Genomic DNA, 22,888 nt, shown 5'->3' with positions numbered 1-22,888 from the left:
TAATTCCCTGGCTTCACTTTCGGAAAAATTAACAAGATGATTCAACCCCGTAAACAGTTTGCTCAACATTGGTTAAAAAGCGATAAAGCTTTAAATGCAATTGTGCAAGCGGCTAATTGTCAAGAAACTGATAAGGTTCTGGAAATTGGACCTGGTACGGGAATTCTTACTCGTCGTTTATTACCGCTAGTGAAATCTTTATTAGCTGTAGAAATTGATCGAGATTTGTGTAAGTTACTGGCTAAACAAATGGGTGAAAAAGAAAATTTCTTATTATTACAAGGGGATTTTCTCACTCTTGATTTACCATCCCAATTAACGGCATTTGCTAATTTTCAAAAGCAAAATAAAGTTGTTGCAAATATTCCTTATAATATTACTGGGCCAATTATTGAAAAGTTACTGGGGACAATTTCTCATCCCAACCCAGAACCTTTTGATGCTATTGTTTTGTTAGTACAGAAGGAAGTAGCAGAAAGATTATATGCTAAACCTGGTTCTAGGACTTTTGGGGCGTTGTCGGTGCGAGTACAATATTTGGCAGATTGTGAATTAATTTGTACAGTTCCCGCTGCGGCCTTTGTACCTCCACCAAAGGTAGATTCCGCTGTGGTGCGGTTGATTCCGAAACAGATAGAAATTCCGGCTCATGACCCGAAAAAGCTAGAAACTCTGGTAAAATTGGGATTCGGTTCAAAGCGAAAAATGTTAAGAAATAATTTACAATCGGTAATTGCACGTGATAACTTGACCCAATTACTGGAACAATTAGAAATAAATCCCCAAGTCCGCGCTGAAGACCTGGGTATTGCCCAATGGGTATCATTGGTGAATATTATAGGAAATGGTGAAGAATTTCCTAGTTAGTGGTTAGTTGTCAGTGGAAAGATTTCCTATTCCCTATTTCCAATTCCCTATGCGTTCTTACAGTTTAATTGCACCTGCCAAAATCAATTTGTATTTAGAAATTATCGGCAGTCGTTCTGACGGGTATCATGAATTAGCAATGATTCTCCAAAGTATAGACTTATCCGACCAAATTGATATCCATTCTGCCAGCACTGAAAATATTCGTGTTTATTGCAATCATCCCCAAGTACCCACAGATCAAACTAATCTAGTTTATAAAGCAGCGATATTAATGGCTCAGGAATTTCCTAAAGCTTTTAGTAATTTTGGTGGTGTGGATATTACTATTAAAAAGTGTATTCCTGTTGCTGCTGGTTTAGCGGGGGGTTCTAGCAATGCCGCAGCGGTGTTAGTAGGTATAGATTTACTTTGGAATTTGGGATTAACTCAGTCAGAATTAGAAGAATTAGGCGCTAGTCTTGGTTCAGATGTACCATTTTGTATTGGTGGAGGAACGGCCATTGCTACTGGTAGAGGAGAACAACTTTCTCCTTTGCAAAGTTTGGATAATTTGCATATAGTATTGGCTAAATATCGCAGTTTAGAAATTTCTACACCTTGGGCATATAAGACCTATCGGCAACAATTTGGCATTAACTATATTCAAAGTTCAGAAGGTTTAGCGGCTCGTGCTAGTGCTTTTCATTCAGAAGAAATGGTAAAAGCTATTGTCAATAAAAATACCGAAAAAATTGTTCAAGAACTACATAATGATTTAGAAAAAGTTGTCCTACCAGCTTATCCTCAAGTATGGCAATTGCGGGAATTATTCGCCAGTCAACCAGAAGTTTTAGGAACAATGATGTCAGGTTCTGGTCCTTCTGTATTTGCCATTGTTGAATCTAGAAATCAAGGAGAAATTGTCAAGCAGCGGATACGTAAAGCCATTCCTGATGAGGATTTAGAATTGTTTGTAACTCACACAATTAAACATGGAATTAAAATCGCCTAATTTATTACTAATATCGTTATGAATCAACCACAAAAAACGCCGTCAGCAGATAGTTCTACTCAAGTACAAGCAACTCCTTTGCGCTGTATAATTGGTTCAACAATTTCGGGAGGATTTGCATTTGCTACCTATTCTTTAATGATAGCAATTGCCACTACTTTTGCTAATAAACCTACCCATTCAGATAACCAAACTGTTATCAATATTGCTTCTGCTGTGCGTACCCTAGTTGTGGGTATAGTAGCTTTGGGAGCGGGAATATTTGGGTTAGTAGCATTAGGTTTATTTGCCTTATCAATACAACTTTTTATCCAGCAATTAAGTAATCCTAAAAGTAGTTAGTTTTATCTAATAAGAAATAAGGGGTATTTTTTTCTGCCTCTTGAACGGGTACAAAAAAAAGGGAACAGGGAACAGACAATAAAGCTCTGCCAAAAAAAAGATGTTTTTAAAAGATGCGTAGCACGAAAAAAACATTGTCATTATTTTAATCTCATGTTTTTAAACATGATTTTTTCCTGTTAGAAAGTTGTCCGTTTCCTGTTCCCTCTGAAACAATTGATTAATGATTAGGGATTTTTAATAAGTTGCAACTTAGTATTTCCAGAATCTGCTGTTAACTGATATGTTTTTCGCCAATTTCTGGGGGACAAACCATAATGTTGGCGAAACTGTCGGGAGAAATGACAAGCATTTTGATAACCCAAATTAGCTGAAATTTCCTCAATTGTCTGATTGGTTTTTTTTAGTAAAGGTAGGGCTGCGGTCATGCGTTGTTCAACAATCCAAACATTTATTGCCTTTCCTGTGTGTTTGGCAACTTGGTTAGTTAAATATGCAGAAGAATAACCAACGTATGCAGCAACATCAGATGAAGTAATTCCTTTTTGATAATTAGCTTCAATAAAATCAAAAACCTTTTTTAGATGAGGAATATTCGGAAAAATTGATTGAGAATTTACTGATTTGTTGGGTAATTCTGTTAATGCTAATTGATGGGAATTTATGCCATACCAATATTTTAAAAGAGCTTGTTTTTGTAATTTAATATCAATCGCTCGCAATAATTCATCCGTGGTTATAGGTTTAGTTAAATAATCATCTGCTCCTAATTCCATGGCTTTTCGTAAAGAGGCTTTTGTGTTAATAGCCGTCAGAAAAATAAAAGGAATAATGCTTATCAATGAATCTTCCCGCAGATTACTTAATACAGTATAACCGTCCATGTCCGGCATTACCAGATCACAAATTACCAAATCAGGTACATATTTTTTGATTAATTCCAGTCCAACAATACCATTTTTTGCATCTATAGTATCATAGCCTTCAACCTGAAGACAATTTACAACAAAATTCCGGTTGACAATGTCATTATCAATGACGATAATTTTTTTTGTTTTGTACATAATTATGCCAATCACTAAATTTTTTTACTCATTACTAAACCCTGGATGGATTTATGTACAAATCTAGATATAATCTGGACAATAGGGAATAGAAAATGAGAATAAATAGTTAATAAAGTTAATGAAATCTTGATAATTGCTATTGTCTCAATGAGGGGTTAATCTTTGACAAATTTATATTTAAGGGTGAACAAATTTGATTTTATCAATAAAAAGTAAATACTTTCAATTTAGTTGCATCAAAACATAATTGTTGTTTGTCACCCTGAAATTTGATCTTCATTGCCATACAAGTTCGATTCTGTCAACTAATATTTGTCTAGATTTTTGGTTTTTGAGATTTTATAGTTAAATTATCATTTATTTACCTGATTTCACTAAATTTACTTTCTTTTCTATTGGACTACGAAAGAATATACAAAGTCATCTGTCTATAGAAATATCTTTATGTCTCAAATTAGATGTTCGTGATTTAACATCCTCCCAAGGGAGGAGAAATGACTGGTTAAATTGATATATTTGTGAGAGAGAACAGTTAACAGACAAGGAATGCAGTAATTTTTACTTATTCTCACTGTGTACGTAACTAGACGGGGAAATGATATAAACCAAACAACAAACTTAATTAAAAAATCTTAACTGAATCTTACCAAAAAATTAACCTAAAAATAGACAGAAATACTATATAGTCTGTTGTGCTAAATTTAAACTTAAAAATCCAAGATTTTGACAGTTAGGTTAAATGTAAAAAATAAGAACTAAAAAATTATCAAATTCATCAAAAAATAATTCATGTATTGGTAGTGTAACTTTGGGTAGTCTTAAAAAAGAGGTCTTTACTAATCAATATTAGAAAGATTCTTAAAACCATGATTCTTATTATCAACAGGAGCGACAGGAGTATATATTATGAGTGAAAATTTTAGCAGTTATAATTTATCTGTTAACAAAAAAATCAAAACTGAACAAATAGAACAAATAATCAAAGCGATTATTGTGGGTAAATATTCTTGGGCTTGTGTTCTAGTTTTACAATTTGCTGGTTATAACCCTATGGACTACATACCCTACCGTACTTATATCAGATTACTTAAAACTAACTGCTTACTTGGTAATTCCCAGGAAAATTAACCACCTATCAGACAAGTTAATAGATTCGATTTTCGATTAAAGTAGTTGCATTTTTAAATCCATTTAAATTTCTCCTAGAAAATAAAAGGGAAGGTGAAGATTCATCAATAAAAATCGCTCACCATTATACAGGTTCTATGATCTACCAAACTACAAATAATTATCAAATGCAAGCAATTATTAAAGAAATTGTGTGGCATAAAAAACTAGAAGTTGCACAAATACAACAGGATATGTCTTGGGCTTCCTTGCAACGTCAGTTAACTGCTGCTCCGACGGTACGGGATTTTTTGACAGCTTTGCAGTTGAGTATCTATAAACCTAGTTTAATTGCAGAAGTGAAAAAAGCATCGCTTTATCATAGTGTAATTAGACCAGATTTTGATCCAGTTACTATTGCTCAGGCCTATAAACGAGGAGGAGCATCTTGTGTATCTGTGGTCACTGACCAAAAGTTTTTTCATGGTGGTTTTGATCATCTACGTGCGATTAGATATCGGGTCGGAATACCTTTACTTTGTAGAGATTTTATCATTGACCCTTGCCAAATTTATTTAGCACGTTCGGCTGGTGCAGATGCAATATTATTAATTGCCGCCATTCTTACAGATAAACAACTACAGAACTTTTTACGAGTAATTCACTACTTAGGCATGAATGCCGTAATTCAAATTGATAACTTAAATGATTTAGATAGAATTCTCGCATTAGAAGATGTGAGAGTAATTGTCATTAATAACCAGAGTTTGAGTGATTTTAGCATTAATATTAACATTACTCAGGAATTATTAACAGCTAGGCGATCGCTAATTCAAAAATTAGGCATTGTGGTGATTAGTGAATCAGGAATAGAAACCCCTGATGATTTAGCTCTATTAGCAGGAGTGGGTGTACAAACAGTAATTATGGGAGAATCTTTACTTAAAGAAAATGATTTAGAAGTAGCCGTCAGAAATTTACTTCAAGCCAAATTTCCTATTAATTATCAGCGTAATTACACCTGAGCCTTCCAGAGGTCTATGATCTCACACTTAGCTAGTAGAATTAACAAGGGTAGACAGGGCATTTACGCCCTATTTACACTTGATCTTATAAACTTTTTCCAGTATAGGCGCTCATGGGTTCTTTGATAAATCGGATATAAAGATGCCTAAAAGTAGATTTAATCACACGGGGCATAGCAAAATCTATGGGCATTAATTTTTCAGGCAATTGCCAATCTGTAATTTGTAATAAATCTGGTGATAAATTCGGAAAGTGAATATCACTTAATTCTGGACATATTCCTAATCTTTGGGAAGCTGCAACTGTGGGAACTTGTGCGGGTGCAACTTGGAGAACTTCTAACATTGCTCTATCTAAAGCAAATACATTAGTTGAGGCCGCTAAAATTTCTAAATTCCGGGGTTCTCCGCCACTTGGTCCATTACCTTCATGACCAATAATTCCATCTAAAATTGTTAAAGTTGGATTAATTGCTCTGGCAGTTTCTACTAACATTTCTCCGAATTTATTAGCATCTTTTCCCGCTTCTAGATGCCACCAAGCTTTCATTTTACCAGGAACACAACCAAAGAGATTTTTTACTCCTAAAGTTAGAGTTAATTGCAGATGAGATTTAACTTTGGGAAGATTAATAATCACGTCTGCTTCCATGGCTTCTTTAGATAAAAGCAAGTGATTGAAATTATCATTTACTGTTTGATAACGTTTACCATGAAATTCAACAAGTGGTAATTTTAATTCTTCTAAAATCGGCAATAAACCATTGGCTATGGCCACACCTTTAGCACTACCAAAAGCGGGACTATCTCCTAAAAATGGGTTACCACCAACAGCAATTACCATTTCAGCAACAGCACGCACTAATTCTGGACGGGTAGTACATTCTTTAGTCGGACGAGAACCTGTGAGGAGATTAGGTTTGAGTAAAACCCGGTTTCCTGGTTTGACAAAAGCAGCCATACCTCCTAAAGGTTCTAGCAGTGTTTCCAAGGATTCTTTTAAAGCTTCTTGTTCGTAGGATTTAGCCCGAATTAGACTAACAGATGGTTTTTGTGTTTGCATGGGGAATAATTGCATTATATGACATTCAGCATTATTAATACTGTATCAAGAATTTGAGACTCTAGGGGAAAAGTTCTTGAGATTATCTTTAATTAAGCAAACCTTCCAAAACCTGTTGTAAATCAGTCGTCAACTCAGCCACAGATTGTCTAGCAGCAACCCGACTACTTTTATAAACAGCATAACGGTCAGAAACAGAAATTGGTTCACCTACAGTTATCTTCACCTGTTGCTTACCCAATTGTGGACGATTTAAAGGTATATTTCCCTTAATTTTATTAACCATATCCCATAAAAGTAAAGTCGTTTCTGCAAATCTTTCTACTGTGGGTTTTTCGCGGATATAAATCCCAGAAACAGCTACAAAACTTTCCACTAACCTCATGTGCCACATCCGAAAATTTGCTTCTTCAGCAACTCTATCTCCCAAACTTTTCTCAATAGTTGATATTAATTTAATATCTTTAAAATCTTCCCTAAATATGTAATTCCAACCGGCTTGTTCTACCCGTCTACATCTATCATTCCAATTACCTCTAGATGGTAAATCAAAATATTGTTCAGCAATAAATAAAGCAATATTCATCACAGATTGTAACCGATAAGCTAAAGCCTCATTTCTATCTATAATTTCCCCATTAGTAATTTTTTCATCTGGTAATGTTTGATGATAAAATTTAGTGTAAAATTGCTCCATTATCCCTAATAAATGTTCAGCTAAACCTAATAATCGGGGATAAAGTACAGCAAAATTAGCTGCTGTTTTTTCCTGATTTATAAATAAACCACTGGCTGTTTCTAATTCAGTTAATAAATTTGCTATATTATCCCAAGGCTCATTCTCATAACTATATTTAATCCCAATTGGTAAAATTAAAACTTCTTCATCTCTTCCCGCTTTTTGTAAATCCTCTGCACACCAAAAACCCATTTGAGCGATACCCGGTTCTAAAGGACTAATAATCTCCGATAAACCATTTGTAGCACCTTCCGGGGCAGCAGCCATGGGAAACCGACCATTAATATACAAATCCCGCGCGGAACGCAACCCCGTCCAGTCAGCCTTACCGCGTTGAATGGGAGTCCCCCCCAAATGGGAAATGACCCAACCCACATGAGCGCCAGCCCAGAGCGGAATACCCCGATCATAGATAAAATGAGCATGAAGCGGATATTGTAGCTGTATACCCCCAATTCGTGCTACTTTAGGCAAGATTTGGGACAGTAAATAAGTTAAACAAAGCGGGTCTGCTGTTTGAGGATGACGAAATGCTAACATAAACCGGATTTTACCATCCTGAAATCGTTGATAGCAATTCGCTAAAGTTTCAACGTTGTTTGCTTCAATGTTACCAATGGGTGTTTTCCACTGAATCCAGTTAGGTAAAACTAAATGTACCAATTTTAACAATAAAGGGTTGAAAGCTGGCGGAATAAATTCTAAAGGTGGTTGTGCTTGATACATTTTATTGGTAATAGATAATGGGTAATAGGTAATAGATAAACATTTTCTGCACCCTGTTCCCTATTTTCTTCTGACGTGGAAACATTTTAAACCTACGCGATTTGAAAAGTTAGTAAGTAAAGGAAAAAACAATGCGATTATCACAAATGTTATTTGTTACACTACGGGATGATCCGGCTGATGCGGAAATTCCTAGTCATAAATTACTACTCCGTGCTGGTTATATTCGTCGTATTGGTAGTGGGATTTATGCTTATCTTCCCCTAATGTGGCGAGTTTTGCAAAAGGTTTCTCAAATTGTGCGGGAAGAAATGAATGCTACTGGCGCACAAGAATGTTTATTACCGCAATTACAACCTGCGGAATTATGGCAAGAGTCGGGAAGATGGGATACTTATACTAAGGCTGAAGGAATTATGTTTTCTTTAGTTGATAGAAGAGAACAACAATTAGGATTAGGTCCAACTCATGAGGAAGTAATTACTACTGTTGCCCGTGATATGATTCGTTCATATCGTCAATTACCTGTACATTTATATCAAATCCAAACTAAATTTCGTGATGAAATTCGTCCCCGGTTTGGTTTAATGCGCGGACGAGAATTTATTATGAAAGATGGTTATTCTTTCCATGCTGATGAAGAAAGTTTGAAAAAAACTTACCAGGAAATGTACACTGCTTATAGTAATATGTTACGTCGTTCTGGTTTGGCTTTTCGGGCTGTGGAAGCTGATTCTGGTGCTATTGGTGGTTCTGGTTCTACAGAATTTATGGTGTTAGCAGATGCGGGAGAAGACGAAGTTCTCTATACTGAAGATGGTAAATATGCAGCAAATGTAGAAAAGGCAGTTTCGTTACCAGCAGAAGTAGAAATTTCACCTTTTACAACTTTTGAAAAACGGGAAACTCCAGGAATTGATACAATTGAAAAACTTTGTAATTTTTTGAAATGTTCTCCTACCCAAATTGTCAAAAATGTTTTATATCAAACTGTTTATGATAATGGTTTTACAGTTTTGGTGTTAATAAATATTCGCGGAGATCAGGAAATTAACGAAGTTAAATTACAAAATGAATTAACTAAATTAGCTCCTCAATTTGGTGCTAAAACTATCCTAACTTTAACTGTACCAAATGTTGAAACCCAAGCAACATGGCAAGCAAAATCTTTACCTTTAGGTTATATTGCACCAGATATTAGTGATGATTATATTGCGGTTAATAAACAGGTAAATTCTCAGTTTGTCCGCTTGGTAGATAAAACTGCTGTGGAGTTAAAGAACTTTGTCACTGGTGCTAATACCAGCGGTTTTCACGTAGTTGGCGCAAATTGGGGTGAGCAGTTTACATTACCTGCGATAACCGTAGATATTCGTAAGGCTAAATTAGGCGATCGCTCCCTTCACAACCCAAACCAAAGCCTACAAACAGCTAGAGGCATTGAAGCCGGTCACATCTTCCAACTTGGTACAAAATACTCTCAAGCTATGGGTGCAACTTATACCAATGAACAAGGGGAAGAAAAGCCTCTAGTTATGGGTTGTTACGGTGTTGGTGTGTCAAGATTAGCACAATCAGCCGTAGAACAATCTTATGATAAAGATGGCATAATTTGGCCAATAGCGATCGCACCATATCACGCTATTATCACAATTCCTAACATTAAAGATGTTCAACAAATTGAAGTCGCAGAAAAACTTTACACAGAACTTAATAAAGTAGGAGTAGAAACCTTATTAGATGATAGAGATGAACGAGCAGGTGTTAAATTCAAAGATGCGGATTTAATTGGTATTCCCTTCAGAATTGTCACAGGTCGCGCCATTACAAATGGTAAAGTCGAAATAGTCAAACGCGCAACTCGTGAATCTCAAGAAATAGCCATTGAAGAAGTCATTAATACATTACAACAATGGATTAATGAGGCAATAGCAGGTTAAGACTCAAATATTGTGGGGTGGGCATCTTGCCCGCCCTTTGATAAATATAACTACTTATGGTAATTTATTTTTATAACCATACAAGTAGTAAGTTTTATGTCAGCAGAATTTTTTACCCCAGACAGCCTATGGATTATTACTGAAGAAGTCGCGGAAACCTCAATGACAACCATTGACGGTGCTAGAAGCAGTGGTGATATAGGTGGAACACTGAAAAGTAAGACTACTGAGGAACAAATAATAGTCACTAAAGAAAAAGACAAAGTAGTAATTACTAGACATAAAGTTGAGGTTACAAAACTCAAGCAGGAAATGAGGGGATTTATACAAGCTATGCGGGAATGCTTGGATGAAGCTGATACAGATGATTCTAAAATTCGCTTAGATGAAGTAGAAGTTTCTGTAGAAGTCAATGGAGAAGGACAACTGAGTTTATTCGGAACAGGGGGGAAAGTAGGCGGGAAAGGCAGTCTGACCTTTAAATTCAAGAGACAATCATAGAAAAATAGGCCTCTCTGGTAAAGTATAGAGACATTCCATGGAACGTCTCTACAAAGGTTGTGGATCACGCATATTTAATTTTCGGAGCTTTCTAATGGGTAATAATTGGGCAATTAGTATCGGCATTAATCAATATAACAACCTGCAAGCCCTAAACTTTGCTAAACGGGACGCGGAAGCAATGGCCGCTTGGTTTCGGGAAGAAGCGAAATTTGATGAGGTGTTTTTGTTTACAGAGGACTCTCCACCCATTAACACCAGTCCACCAATTCCCACTCAACCAACTTACGGACAGTTGCAGCGATTTTTACAAGCACAATTTGAAAAACCTCTATTAAAACCAGGGGATAATTTATGGTTCTTTTTTGCTGGACATGGTATCCGTCATGAAGACAAAGATTATTTAATGCTTGCAGATAGTAACCCTGGGGATATTAAAAGTACAGCTATTTCCGTTGAATACATTACTGAAAGATTGCGTCGTTGTGGCGCTGATAATGTAGTTTTATTTTTAGATGCTTGTCGAGAAGAAAGTAGTCGTAGTGGTTTAGGAATAGGTTTAGAAAAACACCAAGGAGTAATTACTTTTTATTCCTGTACTGCTAACCAGAAATCTTGGGAAATTGCCGAATTACAACATGGTTCATTTACATATACCTTATTAGAAGGTTTACGATTACATGGTGAAGCTAATTGTGCCACTGTGGAACGATTAGATAGATATCTCAGGTATGCTGTTCCTGACTTAAATATTAGACATCAAAAGCAAGAACAAAATCCTTATCTCAAGGTAGACCCGCCACATAAAGTGAATTATATTTTGTTAGAGCAAGCTGCTACTCTTAAAGATGTTGAGCCATTGAAATTAGAGGCATACAGATATGAAAACGAGGGAAATTTTCAGTTAGCAAAACAAATATGGATTAGGGTTTTGGGTGTTCCTGGTGTTGACTTAGAGGCAATATCGGTTCTTGAAAAAATTGCTATAAAAAATAGCAATCTAACAAGGGAAAATGACAATCTAATAACGGAAAATAACAATCTAATAACGGAAAATAACAACCTAATAAGGGAAAATAAGAATCTAAATGACAATCTAATAACGGAAAATAACAACCTAATAAGGGAAAATAAGAATCTAGAAGTAGAAGTTTATAAGATTAAACAAAAATATTTGATACGTCGCAGACAATTTTTAATCTATTTAAGTTTAGCCTATTTAGGAGGGATAGCGACGAAACCATTAAAAGATTATTTTCTACCGCCGCCAAAAGTAAACTGTAAAGAAGATAAAGAAGATAAAGAAGATTTGGGTAATAATATCACCCTGGAAATGGTACAAATCCCTGGCGGTTCTTTTATGATGGGTTCACCAGAATCAGAAAAAGGTAGGAGTACAGATGGAAGTGAAAGTCCACAACATCAGGTAAATGTACCTGGTTTTTATATGGGTAAATATGTTGTGACTCAAGAGCAGTACCAACAAATCATGGGTAACAATCCTTCTAGTTTCAAAGGAGCAAAACGTCCTGTAGAACAAGTATCTTGGAATAATGCTGTGGAGTTTTGTCAAAAGTTGAGTAAAAAGACAGGACGGGAATATCGTCTACCCAGCGAAGCAGAATGGGAATATGCTTGTCGTGCGGGGACGACTACACCCTTTCATTTTGGGGAAACGATTACAACTGACTTAGCTAATTATACTGACTACGCTAATATTAAGCATAGTTATAATGAAACAACAAATGTAGATAAGTTTCAGCCTAATGCTTTTAGATTATACAATATGCACGGCAATGTCTGGGAATGGTGTCAAGATGATTGGCATAATAATTATGCAAATGCGCCTAAAGATGGTAGTGCTTGGACAAGTCAAAGCGACAATGACAAGGCGAAGCGGGGTGGTTCGTGGGCCAGCAAGCCTGAAGTTTGCCGTTCTGCTCATCGCAAAGGCGACAAACCCGACTACAAAACCCACGCTATTGGTTTTCGTGTTGTCTGCGCTGTTGGGAGGACTTAATAGCCTTTTGCACTCTCGCGCTTTTGCCCTTTGCTCTTCTTTGCTTTACCATTAAGAGTGTAGTGAAACGAAGCGATCTAAAAATTTTTTTGAGCCTTATCCTGGGAAACAGAATCTAGTTTAAACTTCAATTCCCGCATCTCGCAATCGTTTCTCCAAATCTGCTAAACGTTGTAAAGCAACTTCCTTTTCTCGTCGTTCTTGTTCCTTTTCCCGTCGTTCCTGCTCAACTGACTCAAACCCCCACAATAACAAATTACCCTGTTTATCCCACCAGCGCAACCAGTAACCATCACGGTTTTCCCGCTTTCCTGACCACACACCAATAAATAAATCCATTTCCTCTAACCAATAACGGTCATTTTCATCTTGTATCAGGGAGAAATTCCATCACCACCACAGGAAGTTCACCCTGTTTGTGAGGGGTATAACTGCGTTCTACTTCCTCTCTAGAGATGGTAATTTTCGGTATATCTATCTTCTGTCACTTTCCGAATTAAGCAAGTAGTAAATGAACTAAATTATCCAGAAGAATAAAAGGGAAGAAATCCATTCATTGCATCAATAAGCTGATTAAATCTAAGCAGTAAATAGGAATTGGGAAAAATATCAAACCAAGGATAAATCAACCAAAATAATAAGAGTGGTTGAACAATTAAGCAATGTTTCAGGATTTGTAATTCTACACCATTGCCCTACCTGCCTTGTAGAGTTTTTTCTTGATTCTTTTATTTATTATACTCGGAAAGTAACAGAAGAGGGGTAAGTTTAAATGAGGAGAATAAGTCGGCAGTTCAAAAATTTAGTTAAATTCATAAGATTATCATAATTAGAGTTTTTTGCGGTTAGTTTTTTAAACATTGTCAGGATTTATACACAATACTCCTAAGCTTTGGGTTCTACTTATTCAGCCCTTTTTTAATGTTACTCCTAAAGGTAAAATAGAATTATCTGCATATTCTTACTATGAAATAAATAATGAGATAAATCGTTGGTTATGATACGACATTTATATAACTATCAAGAGATAATAATTAGATATTCAATCAGTCTTGATTACTATCTAATCCAAAATTAACAATTAGTTTCACAACTAATAACTAATAACTAATTAGGTCTTGTTCTAATGTCAAATATTTACAATACCCAAGAGTTAATTCAAATTTTGGCAACTGAACGCCAAGCTTGTCTAAAAGGAGAACGGTTAAAATTAGATATAACTGTTTCTGGTAATCCCATTATAGATCAGTTTATCAGAACCGACGGGCTACAAAAATTCACTGCTTATCAAGATTTTAAAACCTCTATTCATGAATATCAACGAGAAAATCAAGTTTCTGGAATTATCTGGAAAGATATCACTATTAAGAATAAAAATCTCCATTATCCAGAAATTGATCCCGAATTAATTGCTTTAGAAATTGATTTCCAAATATTGAAACTTGCCAAAAATTCAATTTTAGAATTTTGGTATTTAGTGACAGAAGAAATGGATTTATATTTAAGTTTTAGTAATGGTAAACAACATCAAAAAATTGCCAAAATAGATGTAGAAAGAATTACCCAAAGAACACAATGGTCAGCTTTATTAAAATGGGAAAACCCGAATTTTTTAGAACTCATTTTACAATTAGGTTGGGGACAACCCCAAGAAGCCACCTATAAACGGGGAAGACCACTAGCGGGGAGTGAATTTATTCACGCAGTTAATCCGGGATGTTATCCTATCGGTTAATATGAGGATTTTCATCAGGGTGTGGGGGTTGGTTGTGGTGTTATTTCGGAAGTAGGAACACCCATATAAAAAAGTAGAAATACTAAAACAAATACTGCAAATGCTCCCGTGGCTTTAACTTGGGTTTTTGTCCTCATAAAAGGTATTGAAGATTCTAAACCAAGATCACCAGAAACTAAATAACCGGCAATACCAGCAAATGCAGATGCTAAAAATCGTACAATAGCTAAAGCATTACCATTCATACTTCTAGGGTTGAGAATCAGGACGATAAAAGCTATTAATACTAGTAAAGCCATAGCCAAAGCAATACCCCGTTCAGCAGAAGAAATAGTTGGTTTTTCAGGTTTTGGTTCCATAGTCGGTTCGCGTGGTTTTTGTGATTCTATTCTCTCACGATTTTGGCGTTTTCGTCTTTCTGCTTCTGATTCAATCCCATTTAGCAGTTCTAGCGCATTAAATGTTTCTATTAGTCCTTCGGGAATGTAAGGTGAATTTCTCTCTGCATAAACCAGTAAATTTTTATAATCTGCAAATATACCAGAATATCCGGGAATTGGTACTTTTTCTTTCGCTTCTAAACCTTTAATAGTTTGATGAATACTATCGAACTGAGAACGAATCATTGAGAGTAACTCTCTGCGGGTGAAACTATTACCACTAATAAAAATAAAGATTTTGCGGTCTTCTTGATCACTTTTTAATAATGCTCGATTGTTGCCAGATTTTAATACAATACCACTTCGCCACCAAGTTTTTTTATCTGCTTGATGGTGCATTCTCACAATAAAACGGGAAATAATGCTGCTAGGTAAAATATTATAATGATATTCAAAAGCCAGAACATTCTCCCATTCCCCAGTTGCAGGTTCTTCCTTTGGTAACAAGTCAGGAATGAGATATTGATTTTTATTATCCAAAGGAAAACAGAGTTCAAACTTCTCCATCATTTTGATAATAAATTCTGGCTTATCGTCGGGATATTTAACAGAATCTAAAATTCTTCTTAGTTCTTTAAGTGTCAATATACCCCGAAATTGAGTCATTAATAAATTGTCATTGAGAATTTTATAAACACCACTTGTTACCCATTCCGAATTAAGTACCGGAACACCTTTTAAGCCGAAATCATCTCTAAAATTGAGAACAATACCCAGTTGATGCAGCAATTCAATTAAAGTAGATTGTTTAAGTTTTTCATTAATTTTTTCACTCTGGCAAATACCCTCATATTCGTGGTAGAGAATATAGTCCTTTTCCATATTTTCTAAATGGGTTTTTACCTGAAACCAACTGTTAGGTAAAGGTTCGTTAATGCCTTCTAAATTAGTAAGTTCGCGTTTAATAATTGATAATAAATTTTCTATACCTTCTCCAGTTTTACAAGAAATAGGAACTATATCTTTAATATTTTCGTATTTTCTGCGTAAGCCTGTTTGATCAAGATCCAAAGGATGATCATCAATTTTATTGCCAACTAAAATAATCGGAGAATCACCGCCAAAACTCTGAATAATTTTTAGCCAATATTCCAATCTATTTTGTTGTTCATTTTCACGGGCATTAATTACCAGCAAATAAAGGCTTCGTTTAGTGAGAAAAAATTGGTGGGTAGCGTGCATGATTTCCTGTCCACCAAAATCCCATATATTTAGTCGAATGTTTTGCCCATTAACTTCTAAATCCCAATTTTCAATATTGATGCCTTGGGTTTTGCTTTCGTTGGCATCAAATGTGTTATTAATCAGTCGTTTAACTAGGGAAGTTTTACCCACAGTTCCTTGACCAACTAGCAATACCTTAGCTTCATTGAGAGGTTGTTTCTCCTCGGTTGCCAGAGAGAAATAGTAGGTGAGAATCTGTGACGGTTTACCTAAGCTATCCCAACTGCTCCCTAAAATTTCCGCGGGAATATTTAGCTGATTCCCACGTAAATCGAGTTTTTCGAGTTGAGATAATTGTTTAATGGCCTCTGGCAATGTTGTCAGTTGATTGTCACTGAGGTAAAGCCCCCTCAGATTGGAGAGTTGGGCAATGGCTTCTGGCAATGTTGTCAGTTGATTGTAACTGAGGTCAAGCCCGCTCAGATTGGAGAGTTGGGCAATGGCTTCTGGCAATGTTGTCAGTTGATTGTTTCTGAGGTCAAGCCCGCTCAGATTGGAGAGTTGGGCAATGGCTTCTGGCAATGTTGTCAGTTGATTGTTACTGAGGTCAAGCCCCCTCAGATTGGAGAGTTGGGCAATGGCTTCTGGCAATGTTGTCAGTTGATTGTCACCGAGGTCAAGCCCGCTCAGATTGGAGAGTTGGGCAATGGCTTCTGGCAATGTTGTCAGTTGATTGTAACTGAGGTCAAGCTCCCTCAGATTGGAGAGTTGGGCAATGGCTTCTGGCAATGTTGTCAGTTGATTGTTACTGAGGTCTAATGTAATTTCATTGTTTCTAGCAGCTTTTTCAATGATTTGCAGCAGTTCTTGATCAGTCATGGCTAGACACCAACAGAGAAGAAAAAAGATTAGTATAAATCATATAGCATTTCCTAGTCTAATTAACTACAAAATTATCTGCGTCCATCTGCGTCCATCTGCGTTTAATTATTTCCGCTTCGATAGAATGGGAATTATTATATTGTTAAAAAAATAAGCAATATTTCGGTTTAATAGATAAGTAAGTAAACGGAAAAAAACCATAACAAAAAGTCAAATTACCCAAAACCTCTTCCCTGTTATCTTGTCATAAAGACAATTTTCAACCCCAACCTACTTAGTAATTAAACGACTCCTACGATCATCTCATCAACTAACCGACTCTTGCGCTTCCCGATACAATCTTTTAGCTATCCGAAATAACTCTTGTCCTGTGTGTAAATAGCGATGATCATAGCTTAATGGAAAGTATGCTAATTCCTCAATTCCATCTCCCACTTGACTCATACAATAGTAAATATGCGCCGCTGCTGGTGCAAAACTAGCAGGATTTGGTAAAGAACGAAATTTAATTTGTGCGTCTTTCAAATCTTCTCGACAAGATGCTAAATAATCTTGAAATTCGTCTAAAAGATCATCATCAAAAGGATCTGCTGCTAATTCCTCAATTTGTGCTTCTAAAGAATTGAGAATTGTCGACAGTATCCGATTTACTGGTTTATAAACTAAACGTAACCATTCCTCAATATTTTCATCAATATCTTTTCTAGTTTTCCTCGCTGCTTTGTAATCTTGTTGGGCAGATTCCGCGCGTTTTTGGCGAACATGATGGAATTTTTCCTGACCGTGACGAAGTTTTTCATCATAATCAAAACGACTTTTACTATCACTTAAAACCTCATAGGCAGCATTAACACGAATAATTTGCTCATTATCTGTAATGTCTTGATTACTATCAGGATGAAAAATTTTCACCAAGCGGCGATAAGCTTGTTTAATCTCCGCTTGACTGGCATGATTACTAACTTTTAGGGTCTCGTAGTGGTTAAAATTGGACATAATCCCATAGATTGTTAACTGACACTAGTTGCTGTATTTGCTTCTAGGTCTTGGAATAAAGGTGTACTTAAGTATCTTTCACCGAAACTAGGCTGAATCATCACAATTAAACGATCTCGATTTTCAGGACGTTGGGCGACCCGAACCGCCGCACACAGGGCTGCACCACTAGAAATTCCCGATAGTAGACCCTCCTCCCTAGCTAATTTGCGACTAAAAGCGATCGCCTCCTCATCAGTAACCGTAATTACCTCATCAATCAATTCAACTTTTAATACCGAGGGAATAAACCCCGCCCCAATACCCTGAATTTTATGAGCACCCGGTTTACCACCGGATAATATAGGGCTATTAGCTGGTTCAACAGCGATCGCTTGAAAACTTGATTTCCGCGCCTTCAGCACCTCGGCCACCCCAGTAATCGTTCCTCCAGTCCCCACTCCTGCCACAATCATATCTACCTGGCCATCCGTATCTGACCAAATTTCCTCAGCCGTAGTTTCCCGGTGAATTTGGGCATTAGCCGGGTTACGAAATTGCTGTAACATATAAGAATACGGTGTTCTATCCACAAGCTCCTGCGCCCGACGAATCGCCCCACCCATCCCCTCAATCCCCGGAGTGAGTTCCAATTCGGCCCCATAAGCCCTTAACATCGCCCGCCGTTCCGCACTCATGGTTTCCGGCATTGTTAGAATCAATTTATACCCCTTGGCCGCCGCCGCCATTGCCAAAGCAATTCCCGTATTTCCCGATGTTGGTTCTACTAGAATTGTCTTACCGGGCGCAATTAATCCTTCTTTCTCAGCCGCAGTAATCATACTTACCCCAATTCTATCTTTTACCGATGACGAGGGGTTCATACTTTCCAGTTTTACCAAAATTTTCGCCACACAACCTAATTCTTGAGGAATCCGGTTTAAGCGTACCAGAGGTGTCCGTCCCACCAATTCCGTAATATTCTCAACAATTCGCATCATAAATTGTTCTCTCCTTAAATATAGTACATAATATCCAACTGCTTTCGGGAATCTCGTTTTTCACAAAGATCCTGAAGTGAATAATTGTGTAACACTGAATTGGCCGCCTGACGTGCTTCTTGCCAAATTTCTAACACCACAGTATGATCTAAACTGCTAAGGTTAGTATTTTGTTCACCAGTCTGCACATCTAAACCTTCCAAACATTCTAAAATTTCCAAGATACTAATTTTCCGAGGTTCTCGCGCCAATAAATAGCCGCCTTTTGAACCCCGTTGACTTTTAACTATACCCCCACGCCGCAAAGTTGCTAACAGTTGTTCTAGATAACGATCAGGTATATTTTGTTGCGTAGCGATTTGCCGAATTTGCATCGGTTCACCATTTTCATAATGAGTAGCCATCTCTAATAACGCCAAAATTGCGTATTCAGATTTACACGATAGTTCCACAGGCAGTAATCCAAAATGAAAGTTGAAGCATGAAGATAAACAAAACCTGACCAAAAATCTGGGATACAAGCCCCGTCCTTCTAGGACGGCTTTATGTTATAATTTGGGTATAGTCGCCATAGGGCATTGGGAGACTTTAAACGGACATAGAGGGACGATAAGACCACTTGTGGCGTGTTCCAGTGAAGTGTCAAGAATCACCGCTCCTTTAGGACGGTGAGTATGTCAAAGTTTATCTCTTTTCCAGTATACTCCCATTCTCCACTGGGGTTTTTATTGCCCATAAAAAAAACCCCGCCATCAGGCAGGGTAAAATAATTTTGGCGTAGCCATACCGAGCTATTTCTCAAACTCTTGATCTTTGCGCCTTAGCGTCTTAGTGTGAAACAAATTCATATTTTTGCTCACCAGCACCTAATTTTTTAAATTACAGTAGCTCTTATTATTATTAAGTACAAACATTCAGGATAAAACTCCTGTGGTGCGGGCATCTTGCCCGCATAAACTGTACCTCACTCAACTTGAACTTGCTATATCAGCAGACCTTTAACAGCCTAGAAACTGAAAGTTGTTCTCAATGTACCAATAAAGGCATCATTACTATTAGCAGCCTGTCCAGCAGATGTTAACCAAATCACACCAGGAGTAACGGAAACATTTTCTGAAACCTGATACTTATAAAAGCCTTCAACTTGGTATGGTGTCTGACTAACACCCGTACTGAGTGAGTAAGGTTGAGCACCACCAAATATACCCAAGACATTACCTTTTTTACCAAAGTCCGGTAAAGCTAAACCAGCACCATAACTCCAAGCTTCTCTACTCACACCAGGACCTTCAGGAATAACATCATGGTAAGAAACGAAACCACTCAAAGACAATTTTTGGCTAGGCTTGATAGCAGCAGAAATACCATAGGAGTTACTAGAGCTAGAACCAACCACAGTTGGAGTATTAGCCTGTGAAGTACCTACTACCGCAGACCCACCAAGTCCAGAATCAAATAAGCTACTATTTGCTTTTTGATAACCATGTACATAGGTCGCAGCTAAAGCCAGGCGATTACCAACATTAAAGTTTAACTGCCCCAAAGCCGCATAGTTACCGTCAAATAAGCCATTACTGGGGCTAGGATCATTAGCATTTGAAGCTAAATAACCCAATGTGAGAGAACTTGGTTTTAAGAAACTATCACCAGCTTTTCCAAAGGGTACATTTAATGCAATACCAGAACCGCCACCAATCCGGTAAATTGGGCTTTCAGATGCAAAAGTGCTTAAAGCCCCCTTACCACCATCTGTTTTATCAAAAAAGTAAGGATTGTTAACAGCCGCATAATCACTATGTTGTCCACCACTAGCTGCAAGATAAACTCTTGCCGGTCCTATAGGAGCTTCATAGGTTAACTTGTCAATTTTTACGCTGTTATTATTGGTACTACCCACTTCAAATGTTTGCCTACCCATTCCATTAGAACCGGGATTAGTAACAGCATTTTTAGAACCGCTAATAGGAGTATTAGCAGTATCTCGCAAATCAAAGCCTGTAGCATTACCAGCAGCTAAACGGGTTGTTAGTATATCCCTACCTGTAAAGCTGGTCTCTAAGCCTAAACGAACTCTATCTTGGAAAACTGCTCGATTCGCTTTACCCGTCTCATTACCAAAAGTATCAGTAAAGGCAAAAATAGCTTCACCTTTGAGTTTAGTAGTGGTAGAGAATTGATTCGCTTCTAATTCTGCCGTCCGCGCTTCTAAAGAATCTACACGACCACGTAAAGTGGCCAATTCAGCAGAAAATTCTTCTTGTAACCGCTGTAATTTCGCTAAGTCCTGTTTTGTCACCATATCAGCCGTTGCTGTGGCAATTAACTCATTTACACGATCTAAACAAGAATTTAAACCAGCAGCAAATTCATAACGGCTTAAAGCCCGATTACCGCGATATGTTCCATTAGGATAACCCGCAATACAACCATATCTTTCTACTAAAGACTGTAAAGCCTGGAATGCCCAATCTGTAGGTTGAACATCAGAGAGTTGAGAAACTGATGTGACTTGAGGAGAAGTATTGTTTTCGCGGCTAGAGCGGTTAATTTGCGCTAAAACTTGAGTTTCTTCGCTTTCTGTACCCAAGATTGCCGGCTGTGGGGAAACTTCTGTGGCTGCGGAAGTTTTGATTGATAAGACTTCCTTGGTAGTTCTGGTCGCGGCAATTGCTGTTGAAGATACTAGCAAAGCTGCTCCCAAAATTGCTGGACTAACCACCAGGGATTTCCACAAGATATTAGACATTTTCCTTTTTATCCTCACACCTTATGTAGCTAAATGTTTAAAAATGAGAAGTCTTGTTGAAACCTGTGTAATAGGCATGGCTGCCACCAATACCACGATCATAGCTTTTGTAAGGCTAACAATTGATTAACTAATTGTTAAACTTTCATGCAATTAACTTATACAAAAGCTTTTAACTATATCCGATAATTATATGATAATTTTTTCTAATGATTAATATAAGATTTTTAAATAACGTATGTGTCAATTCTTCTGGTATTATCTTGATGGAATAAATTCATATTCAAGCTAAAACGAGTTTCGGGTATTTTTTAGTAATTCAAAATACTATCCTTCTTAAAAAATGATCAAAAAGCTCGTGCAAAGATCAGTTATAGCTTTTACCATTACCCCAATATCGCTAATAGCACTTTCAATTACTTCTAAATCAAACGCTCAAGAATTACCACCTGATCAAGTAATTCAATCTATGTATGCTGGTGTTGCTAACATACATGGTTATCAAGCTGTTCCTAAAGTCTACCGACCAATTCCACCGGGCTTTAACACTAGTTGCGGTCCCATGGTTAAATTAAACGCATTCTATTGTCGTCGAGATCATTCAATCTATATTAGTATCCCCATGGTCAGATGGGCTTATCAATACGGCGACGCTGCCTTAGCATACGTCATTGGACATGAATACGCCCATGCGATGCAAAACGTCTACAAATTTAATAGCAATAACGGTCCAATATCTGAACTACAAGCGGATTGTCTTGCGGGTTTCTATATGGCAGCAGTCCAAAACCTAGTTTTTGATAATCGAGATATTGCAGAAGTTAGGAGCTTTGCCTATGCTTTGGGTGATTTTAGTAATGTATGGACAGAGCATCATGGCACACCAAAGCAGAGAGTGGCAGCAGTAACTTTTGGGATGAGAGCAAATAGCCCCATAAGGTGTAGGATATAATAGCACAAAGCCACTTTAAAAACTATCCGCCCTGATTTAGATCAGATAATCCAAATCAGGGCGGTCTAGCGGGTCTTCAAGTTGCAACCAGACTGCCGGAAGGGACTCCGACCTTTAGCCTAGCTAGTTGAGCTTACTTAGTATCTCAAGAGAACTAAGGCTAACTTTTAGAGAACAGCCCCGGCACACAGCCGGCTAACTGCAACTTGATGACCCATGGGTATACTACTTTCTATCATGGGCATCACCTCCTTGTTGCCTAAATGGTCTTAGTTTCAAAAGGGGCAAAGCAAAATGCTTTGGGTTTTTAACCTGTAATCACTATAACACAATTACAAAAATTTGCAATACCCAATTTTTGCCACAAAAAAACCTCCACTAATAAGTGAAGGCTAAGTAAAAAAAGAATAAATCCTGAATGAGTATTAATCGGGGATTAATTTTTAGAGAGCGTTACCGCGAGGTAGCACTTCTTCAGGGAATATAAATTGTTCGTGGGGTTGATCTTGAGGAGCCATCCAAGCGCGGATACCCTCGTTCAGTAAAATGTTTTTGGTATAGAAAGTTTCAAACTCTGGATCTTCTGCTGCCCGTAATTCTTG

18 protein-coding genes and 3 pseudogenes are annotated in these 22,888 nt (G+C 37.2%); 10 read left to right on the top strand and 11 right to left on the bottom strand.

Features of this window, described 5'->3' with window-relative positions:
- The first annotated feature begins 36 nt into the window (after positions 1 to 36).
- Genes rsmA through H6G44_RS16955 form a run of 3 tightly spaced genes read left to right on the top strand, consistent with a single transcriptional unit; the run spans position 37 to position 2,203 of the window.
- Entirely contained in the window at positions 37 to 867 is an 831-nt protein-coding gene (gene rsmA / locus H6G44_RS16965) for a 16S rRNA (adenine(1518)-N(6)/adenine(1519)-N(6))-dimethyltransferase RsmA (RefSeq protein WP_190387701.1), read from the top strand.
- Positions 868 to 916: 49 nt separating this feature from the next.
- Positions 917 to 1,861: a 4-(cytidine 5'-diphospho)-2-C-methyl-D-erythritol kinase gene (ispE, locus tag H6G44_RS16960; protein WP_190387710.1), complete on the top strand. Its 945-nt coding sequence runs from the start codon at positions 917 to 919 to the stop codon at positions 1,859 to 1,861.
- Positions 1,862 to 1,879: 18 nt separating this feature from the next.
- Positions 1,880 to 2,203 (top strand): DUF3082 domain-containing protein, encoded by a 324-nt coding sequence (locus tag H6G44_RS16955; RefSeq protein ID WP_190387700.1) that lies wholly within the window; start codon positions 1,880 to 1,882, stop codon positions 2,201 to 2,203.
- A gap of 227 nt (positions 2,204 to 2,430) precedes the next feature.
- On the opposite strand, the gene H6G44_RS16950 is transcribed toward H6G44_RS16955, so the two are convergent.
- The gene (locus tag H6G44_RS16950) at positions 2,431 to 3,267 is read right to left on the bottom strand and encodes a response regulator transcription factor (protein ID WP_190387699.1); all 837 of its coding nucleotides are present in this window, start codon (positions 3,265 to 3,267) and stop codon (positions 2,431 to 2,433) included.
- 909 nt (positions 3,268 to 4,176) lie between these two features.
- Here H6G44_RS16950 and H6G44_RS16945 point away from each other — a divergent pair.
- Positions 4,177 to 4,398: a HetP family heterocyst commitment protein gene (locus tag H6G44_RS16945; protein ID WP_190387698.1), complete on the top strand. Its 222-nt coding sequence runs from the start codon at positions 4,177 to 4,179 to the stop codon at positions 4,396 to 4,398.
- 137 nt (positions 4,399 to 4,535) lie between these two features.
- Positions 4,536 to 5,402 carry an indole-3-glycerol phosphate synthase TrpC gene (locus H6G44_RS16940; protein ID WP_190387697.1) on the top strand — a complete coding sequence of 289 codons (867 nt, stop codon included), beginning with the start codon at positions 4,536 to 4,538 and terminating at the stop codon, positions 5,400 to 5,402.
- Positions 5,403 to 5,487: 85 nt separating this feature from the next.
- Here the strand turns inward: H6G44_RS16940 and H6G44_RS16935 are convergent, their stop codons facing one another.
- The gene (locus H6G44_RS16935; protein ID WP_190387696.1) at positions 5,488 to 6,465 is read right to left on the bottom strand and encodes a DUF362 domain-containing protein; all 978 of its coding nucleotides are present in this window, start codon (positions 6,463 to 6,465) and stop codon (positions 5,488 to 5,490) included.
- Positions 6,466 to 6,553: 88 nt separating this feature from the next.
- Entirely contained in the window at positions 6,554 to 7,930 is a 1,377-nt protein-coding gene (locus H6G44_RS16930; protein ID WP_190387695.1) for a 1-acyl-sn-glycerol-3-phosphate acyltransferase, read from the bottom strand.
- A 131-nt stretch (positions 7,931 to 8,061) separates the two neighbouring features.
- On the opposite strand from H6G44_RS16930, the gene H6G44_RS16925 reads away from it, so the two are divergent.
- The 3 genes from H6G44_RS16925 to H6G44_RS20400 all read left to right on the top strand — a co-directional run bounded on the left by H6G44_RS16925 (position 8,062) and on the right by H6G44_RS20400 (position 12,391).
- Positions 8,062 to 9,870 (top strand): proline--tRNA ligase, encoded by a 1,809-nt coding sequence (locus H6G44_RS16925; protein WP_190387694.1) that lies wholly within the window; start codon positions 8,062 to 8,064, stop codon positions 9,868 to 9,870.
- A 96-nt stretch (positions 9,871 to 9,966) separates the two neighbouring features.
- Positions 9,967 to 10,371 carry a Pepco domain-containing protein gene (locus H6G44_RS16920; protein ID WP_190387693.1) on the top strand — a complete coding sequence of 135 codons (405 nt, stop codon included), beginning with the start codon at positions 9,967 to 9,969 and terminating at the stop codon, positions 10,369 to 10,371.
- Positions 10,372 to 10,465: 94 nt separating this feature from the next.
- Entirely contained in the window at positions 10,466 to 12,391 is a 1,926-nt protein-coding gene (locus H6G44_RS20400; protein WP_242031776.1) for an SUMF1/EgtB/PvdO family nonheme iron enzyme, read from the top strand.
- A 120-nt stretch (positions 12,392 to 12,511) separates the two neighbouring features.
- Here the strand turns inward: H6G44_RS20400 and H6G44_RS16905 are convergent.
- Together H6G44_RS16905 and H6G44_RS16900 are read right to left on the bottom strand one after the other, a co-directional pair.
- A pseudogene (locus H6G44_RS16905) lies at positions 12,512 to 12,863 on the bottom strand (Uma2 family endonuclease); the annotation flags it as partial.
- Positions 12,864 to 12,912: 49 nt separating this feature from the next.
- Positions 12,913 to 13,050, bottom strand: a pseudogene (locus tag H6G44_RS16900) (IS701 family transposase); the annotation flags it as partial.
- 467 nt (positions 13,051 to 13,517) lie between these two features.
- Between H6G44_RS16900 and H6G44_RS16895 the strand changes: the two are divergent.
- The gene (locus tag H6G44_RS16895) at positions 13,518 to 14,126 is read left to right on the top strand and encodes a hypothetical protein (protein ID WP_190387692.1); all 609 of its coding nucleotides are present in this window, start codon (positions 13,518 to 13,520) and stop codon (positions 14,124 to 14,126) included.
- A gap of 14 nt (positions 14,127 to 14,140) precedes the next feature.
- Here the strand turns inward: H6G44_RS16895 and H6G44_RS16890 are convergent, their stop codons facing one another.
- The 5 genes from H6G44_RS16890 to H6G44_RS16870 form a co-directional block, all read right to left on the bottom strand.
- Positions 14,141 to 16,609 carry a COR domain-containing protein gene (locus H6G44_RS16890; RefSeq protein ID WP_190387691.1) on the bottom strand — a complete coding sequence of 823 codons (2,469 nt, stop codon included), beginning with the start codon at positions 16,607 to 16,609 and terminating at the stop codon, positions 14,141 to 14,143.
- A gap of 309 nt (positions 16,610 to 16,918) precedes the next feature.
- Positions 16,919 to 17,608: a J domain-containing protein gene (locus H6G44_RS16885; protein WP_190387690.1), complete on the bottom strand. Its 690-nt coding sequence runs from the start codon at positions 17,606 to 17,608 to the stop codon at positions 16,919 to 16,921.
- Positions 17,609 to 17,622: 14 nt separating this feature from the next.
- Positions 17,623 to 18,585, bottom strand: coding sequence for a cysteine synthase A (gene cysK / locus H6G44_RS16880; RefSeq protein ID WP_190387708.1), 963 nt, complete (start codon positions 18,583 to 18,585; stop codon positions 17,623 to 17,625).
- Between the two features lie 17 nt (positions 18,586 to 18,602).
- Positions 18,603 to 19,040: an RrF2 family transcriptional regulator gene (locus H6G44_RS16875; RefSeq protein ID WP_190387689.1), complete on the bottom strand. Its 438-nt coding sequence runs from the start codon at positions 19,038 to 19,040 to the stop codon at positions 18,603 to 18,605.
- A 554-nt stretch (positions 19,041 to 19,594) separates the two neighbouring features.
- Positions 19,595 to 21,334: an iron uptake porin gene (locus H6G44_RS16870; protein WP_190387688.1), complete on the bottom strand. Its 1,740-nt coding sequence runs from the start codon at positions 21,332 to 21,334 to the stop codon at positions 19,595 to 19,597.
- 343 nt (positions 21,335 to 21,677) lie between these two features.
- On the opposite strand from H6G44_RS16870, the gene H6G44_RS16865 reads away from it, so the two are divergent.
- A complete protein-coding gene (locus H6G44_RS16865; RefSeq protein WP_190387687.1) occupies positions 21,678 to 22,286 on the top strand; it encodes a neutral zinc metallopeptidase in 609 nt (202 codons plus the stop codon).
- A gap of 443 nt (positions 22,287 to 22,729) precedes the next feature.
- On the opposite strand, the pseudogene H6G44_RS16860 reads toward H6G44_RS16865, so the two are convergent.
- Positions 22,730 to 22,888: pseudogene (locus tag H6G44_RS16860) on the bottom strand (photosystem II D2 protein (photosystem q(a) protein)); the annotation flags it as partial.

Origin of the sequence: Aphanizomenon flos-aquae FACHB-1287 (assembly GCF_014698755.1) — a bacterium.
Taxonomy (GTDB): domain Bacteria; phylum Cyanobacteriota; class Cyanobacteriia; order Cyanobacteriales; family Nostocaceae; genus Dolichospermum; species Dolichospermum flosaquae.
Note: the sequence above shows the minus strand (reverse complement) of the source record. Positions and strands in the feature narration are given on the sequence as shown.

Excerpts from the sequence above, each read along its gene's own strand:
- H6G44_RS16935 (WP_190387696.1), bottom strand. The coding sequence starts at position 6,465 with ATGCAAACACAAAAACCATCTGTTAGTCTAATTCGGGCTAAATCCTAC.
- H6G44_RS16940 (WP_190387697.1), top strand. The coding sequence starts at position 4,536 with ATGATCTACCAAACTACAAATAATTATCAAATGCAAGCAATTATTAAA.
- H6G44_RS16885 (WP_190387690.1), bottom strand. The coding sequence starts at position 17,608 with ATGTCCAATTTTAACCACTACGAGACCCTAAAAGTTAGTAATCATGCC.
- cysK (WP_190387708.1), bottom strand. The coding sequence starts at position 18,585 with ATGCGAATTGTTGAGAATATTACGGAATTGGTGGGACGGACACCTCTG.
- H6G44_RS16890 (WP_190387691.1), bottom strand. The coding sequence starts at position 16,609 with ATGACTGATCAAGAACTGCTGCAAATCATTGAAAAAGCTGCTAGAAAC.
- H6G44_RS16945 (WP_190387698.1), top strand. The coding sequence starts at position 4,177 with ATGAGTGAAAATTTTAGCAGTTATAATTTATCTGTTAACAAAAAAATC.
- H6G44_RS16955 (WP_190387700.1), top strand. The coding sequence starts at position 1,880 with ATGAATCAACCACAAAAAACGCCGTCAGCAGATAGTTCTACTCAAGTA.
- H6G44_RS20400 (WP_242031776.1), top strand. The coding sequence starts at position 10,466 with ATGGGTAATAATTGGGCAATTAGTATCGGCATTAATCAATATAACAAC.
- H6G44_RS16865 (WP_190387687.1), top strand. The coding sequence starts at position 21,678 with ATGATCAAAAAGCTCGTGCAAAGATCAGTTATAGCTTTTACCATTACC.
- ispE (WP_190387710.1), top strand. The coding sequence starts at position 917 with ATGCGTTCTTACAGTTTAATTGCACCTGCCAAAATCAATTTGTATTTA.
- rsmA (WP_190387701.1), top strand. The coding sequence starts at position 37 with ATGATTCAACCCCGTAAACAGTTTGCTCAACATTGGTTAAAAAGCGAT.
- H6G44_RS16870 (WP_190387688.1), bottom strand. The coding sequence starts at position 21,334 with ATGTCTAATATCTTGTGGAAATCCCTGGTGGTTAGTCCAGCAATTTTG.
- H6G44_RS16930 (WP_190387695.1), bottom strand. The coding sequence starts at position 7,930 with ATGTATCAAGCACAACCACCTTTAGAATTTATTCCGCCAGCTTTCAAC.
- H6G44_RS16925 (WP_190387694.1), top strand. The coding sequence starts at position 8,062 with ATGCGATTATCACAAATGTTATTTGTTACACTACGGGATGATCCGGCT.
- H6G44_RS16920 (WP_190387693.1), top strand. The coding sequence starts at position 9,967 with ATGTCAGCAGAATTTTTTACCCCAGACAGCCTATGGATTATTACTGAA.
- H6G44_RS16895 (WP_190387692.1), top strand. The coding sequence starts at position 13,518 with ATGTCAAATATTTACAATACCCAAGAGTTAATTCAAATTTTGGCAACT.
- H6G44_RS16950 (WP_190387699.1), bottom strand. The coding sequence starts at position 3,267 with ATGTACAAAACAAAAAAAATTATCGTCATTGATAATGACATTGTCAAC.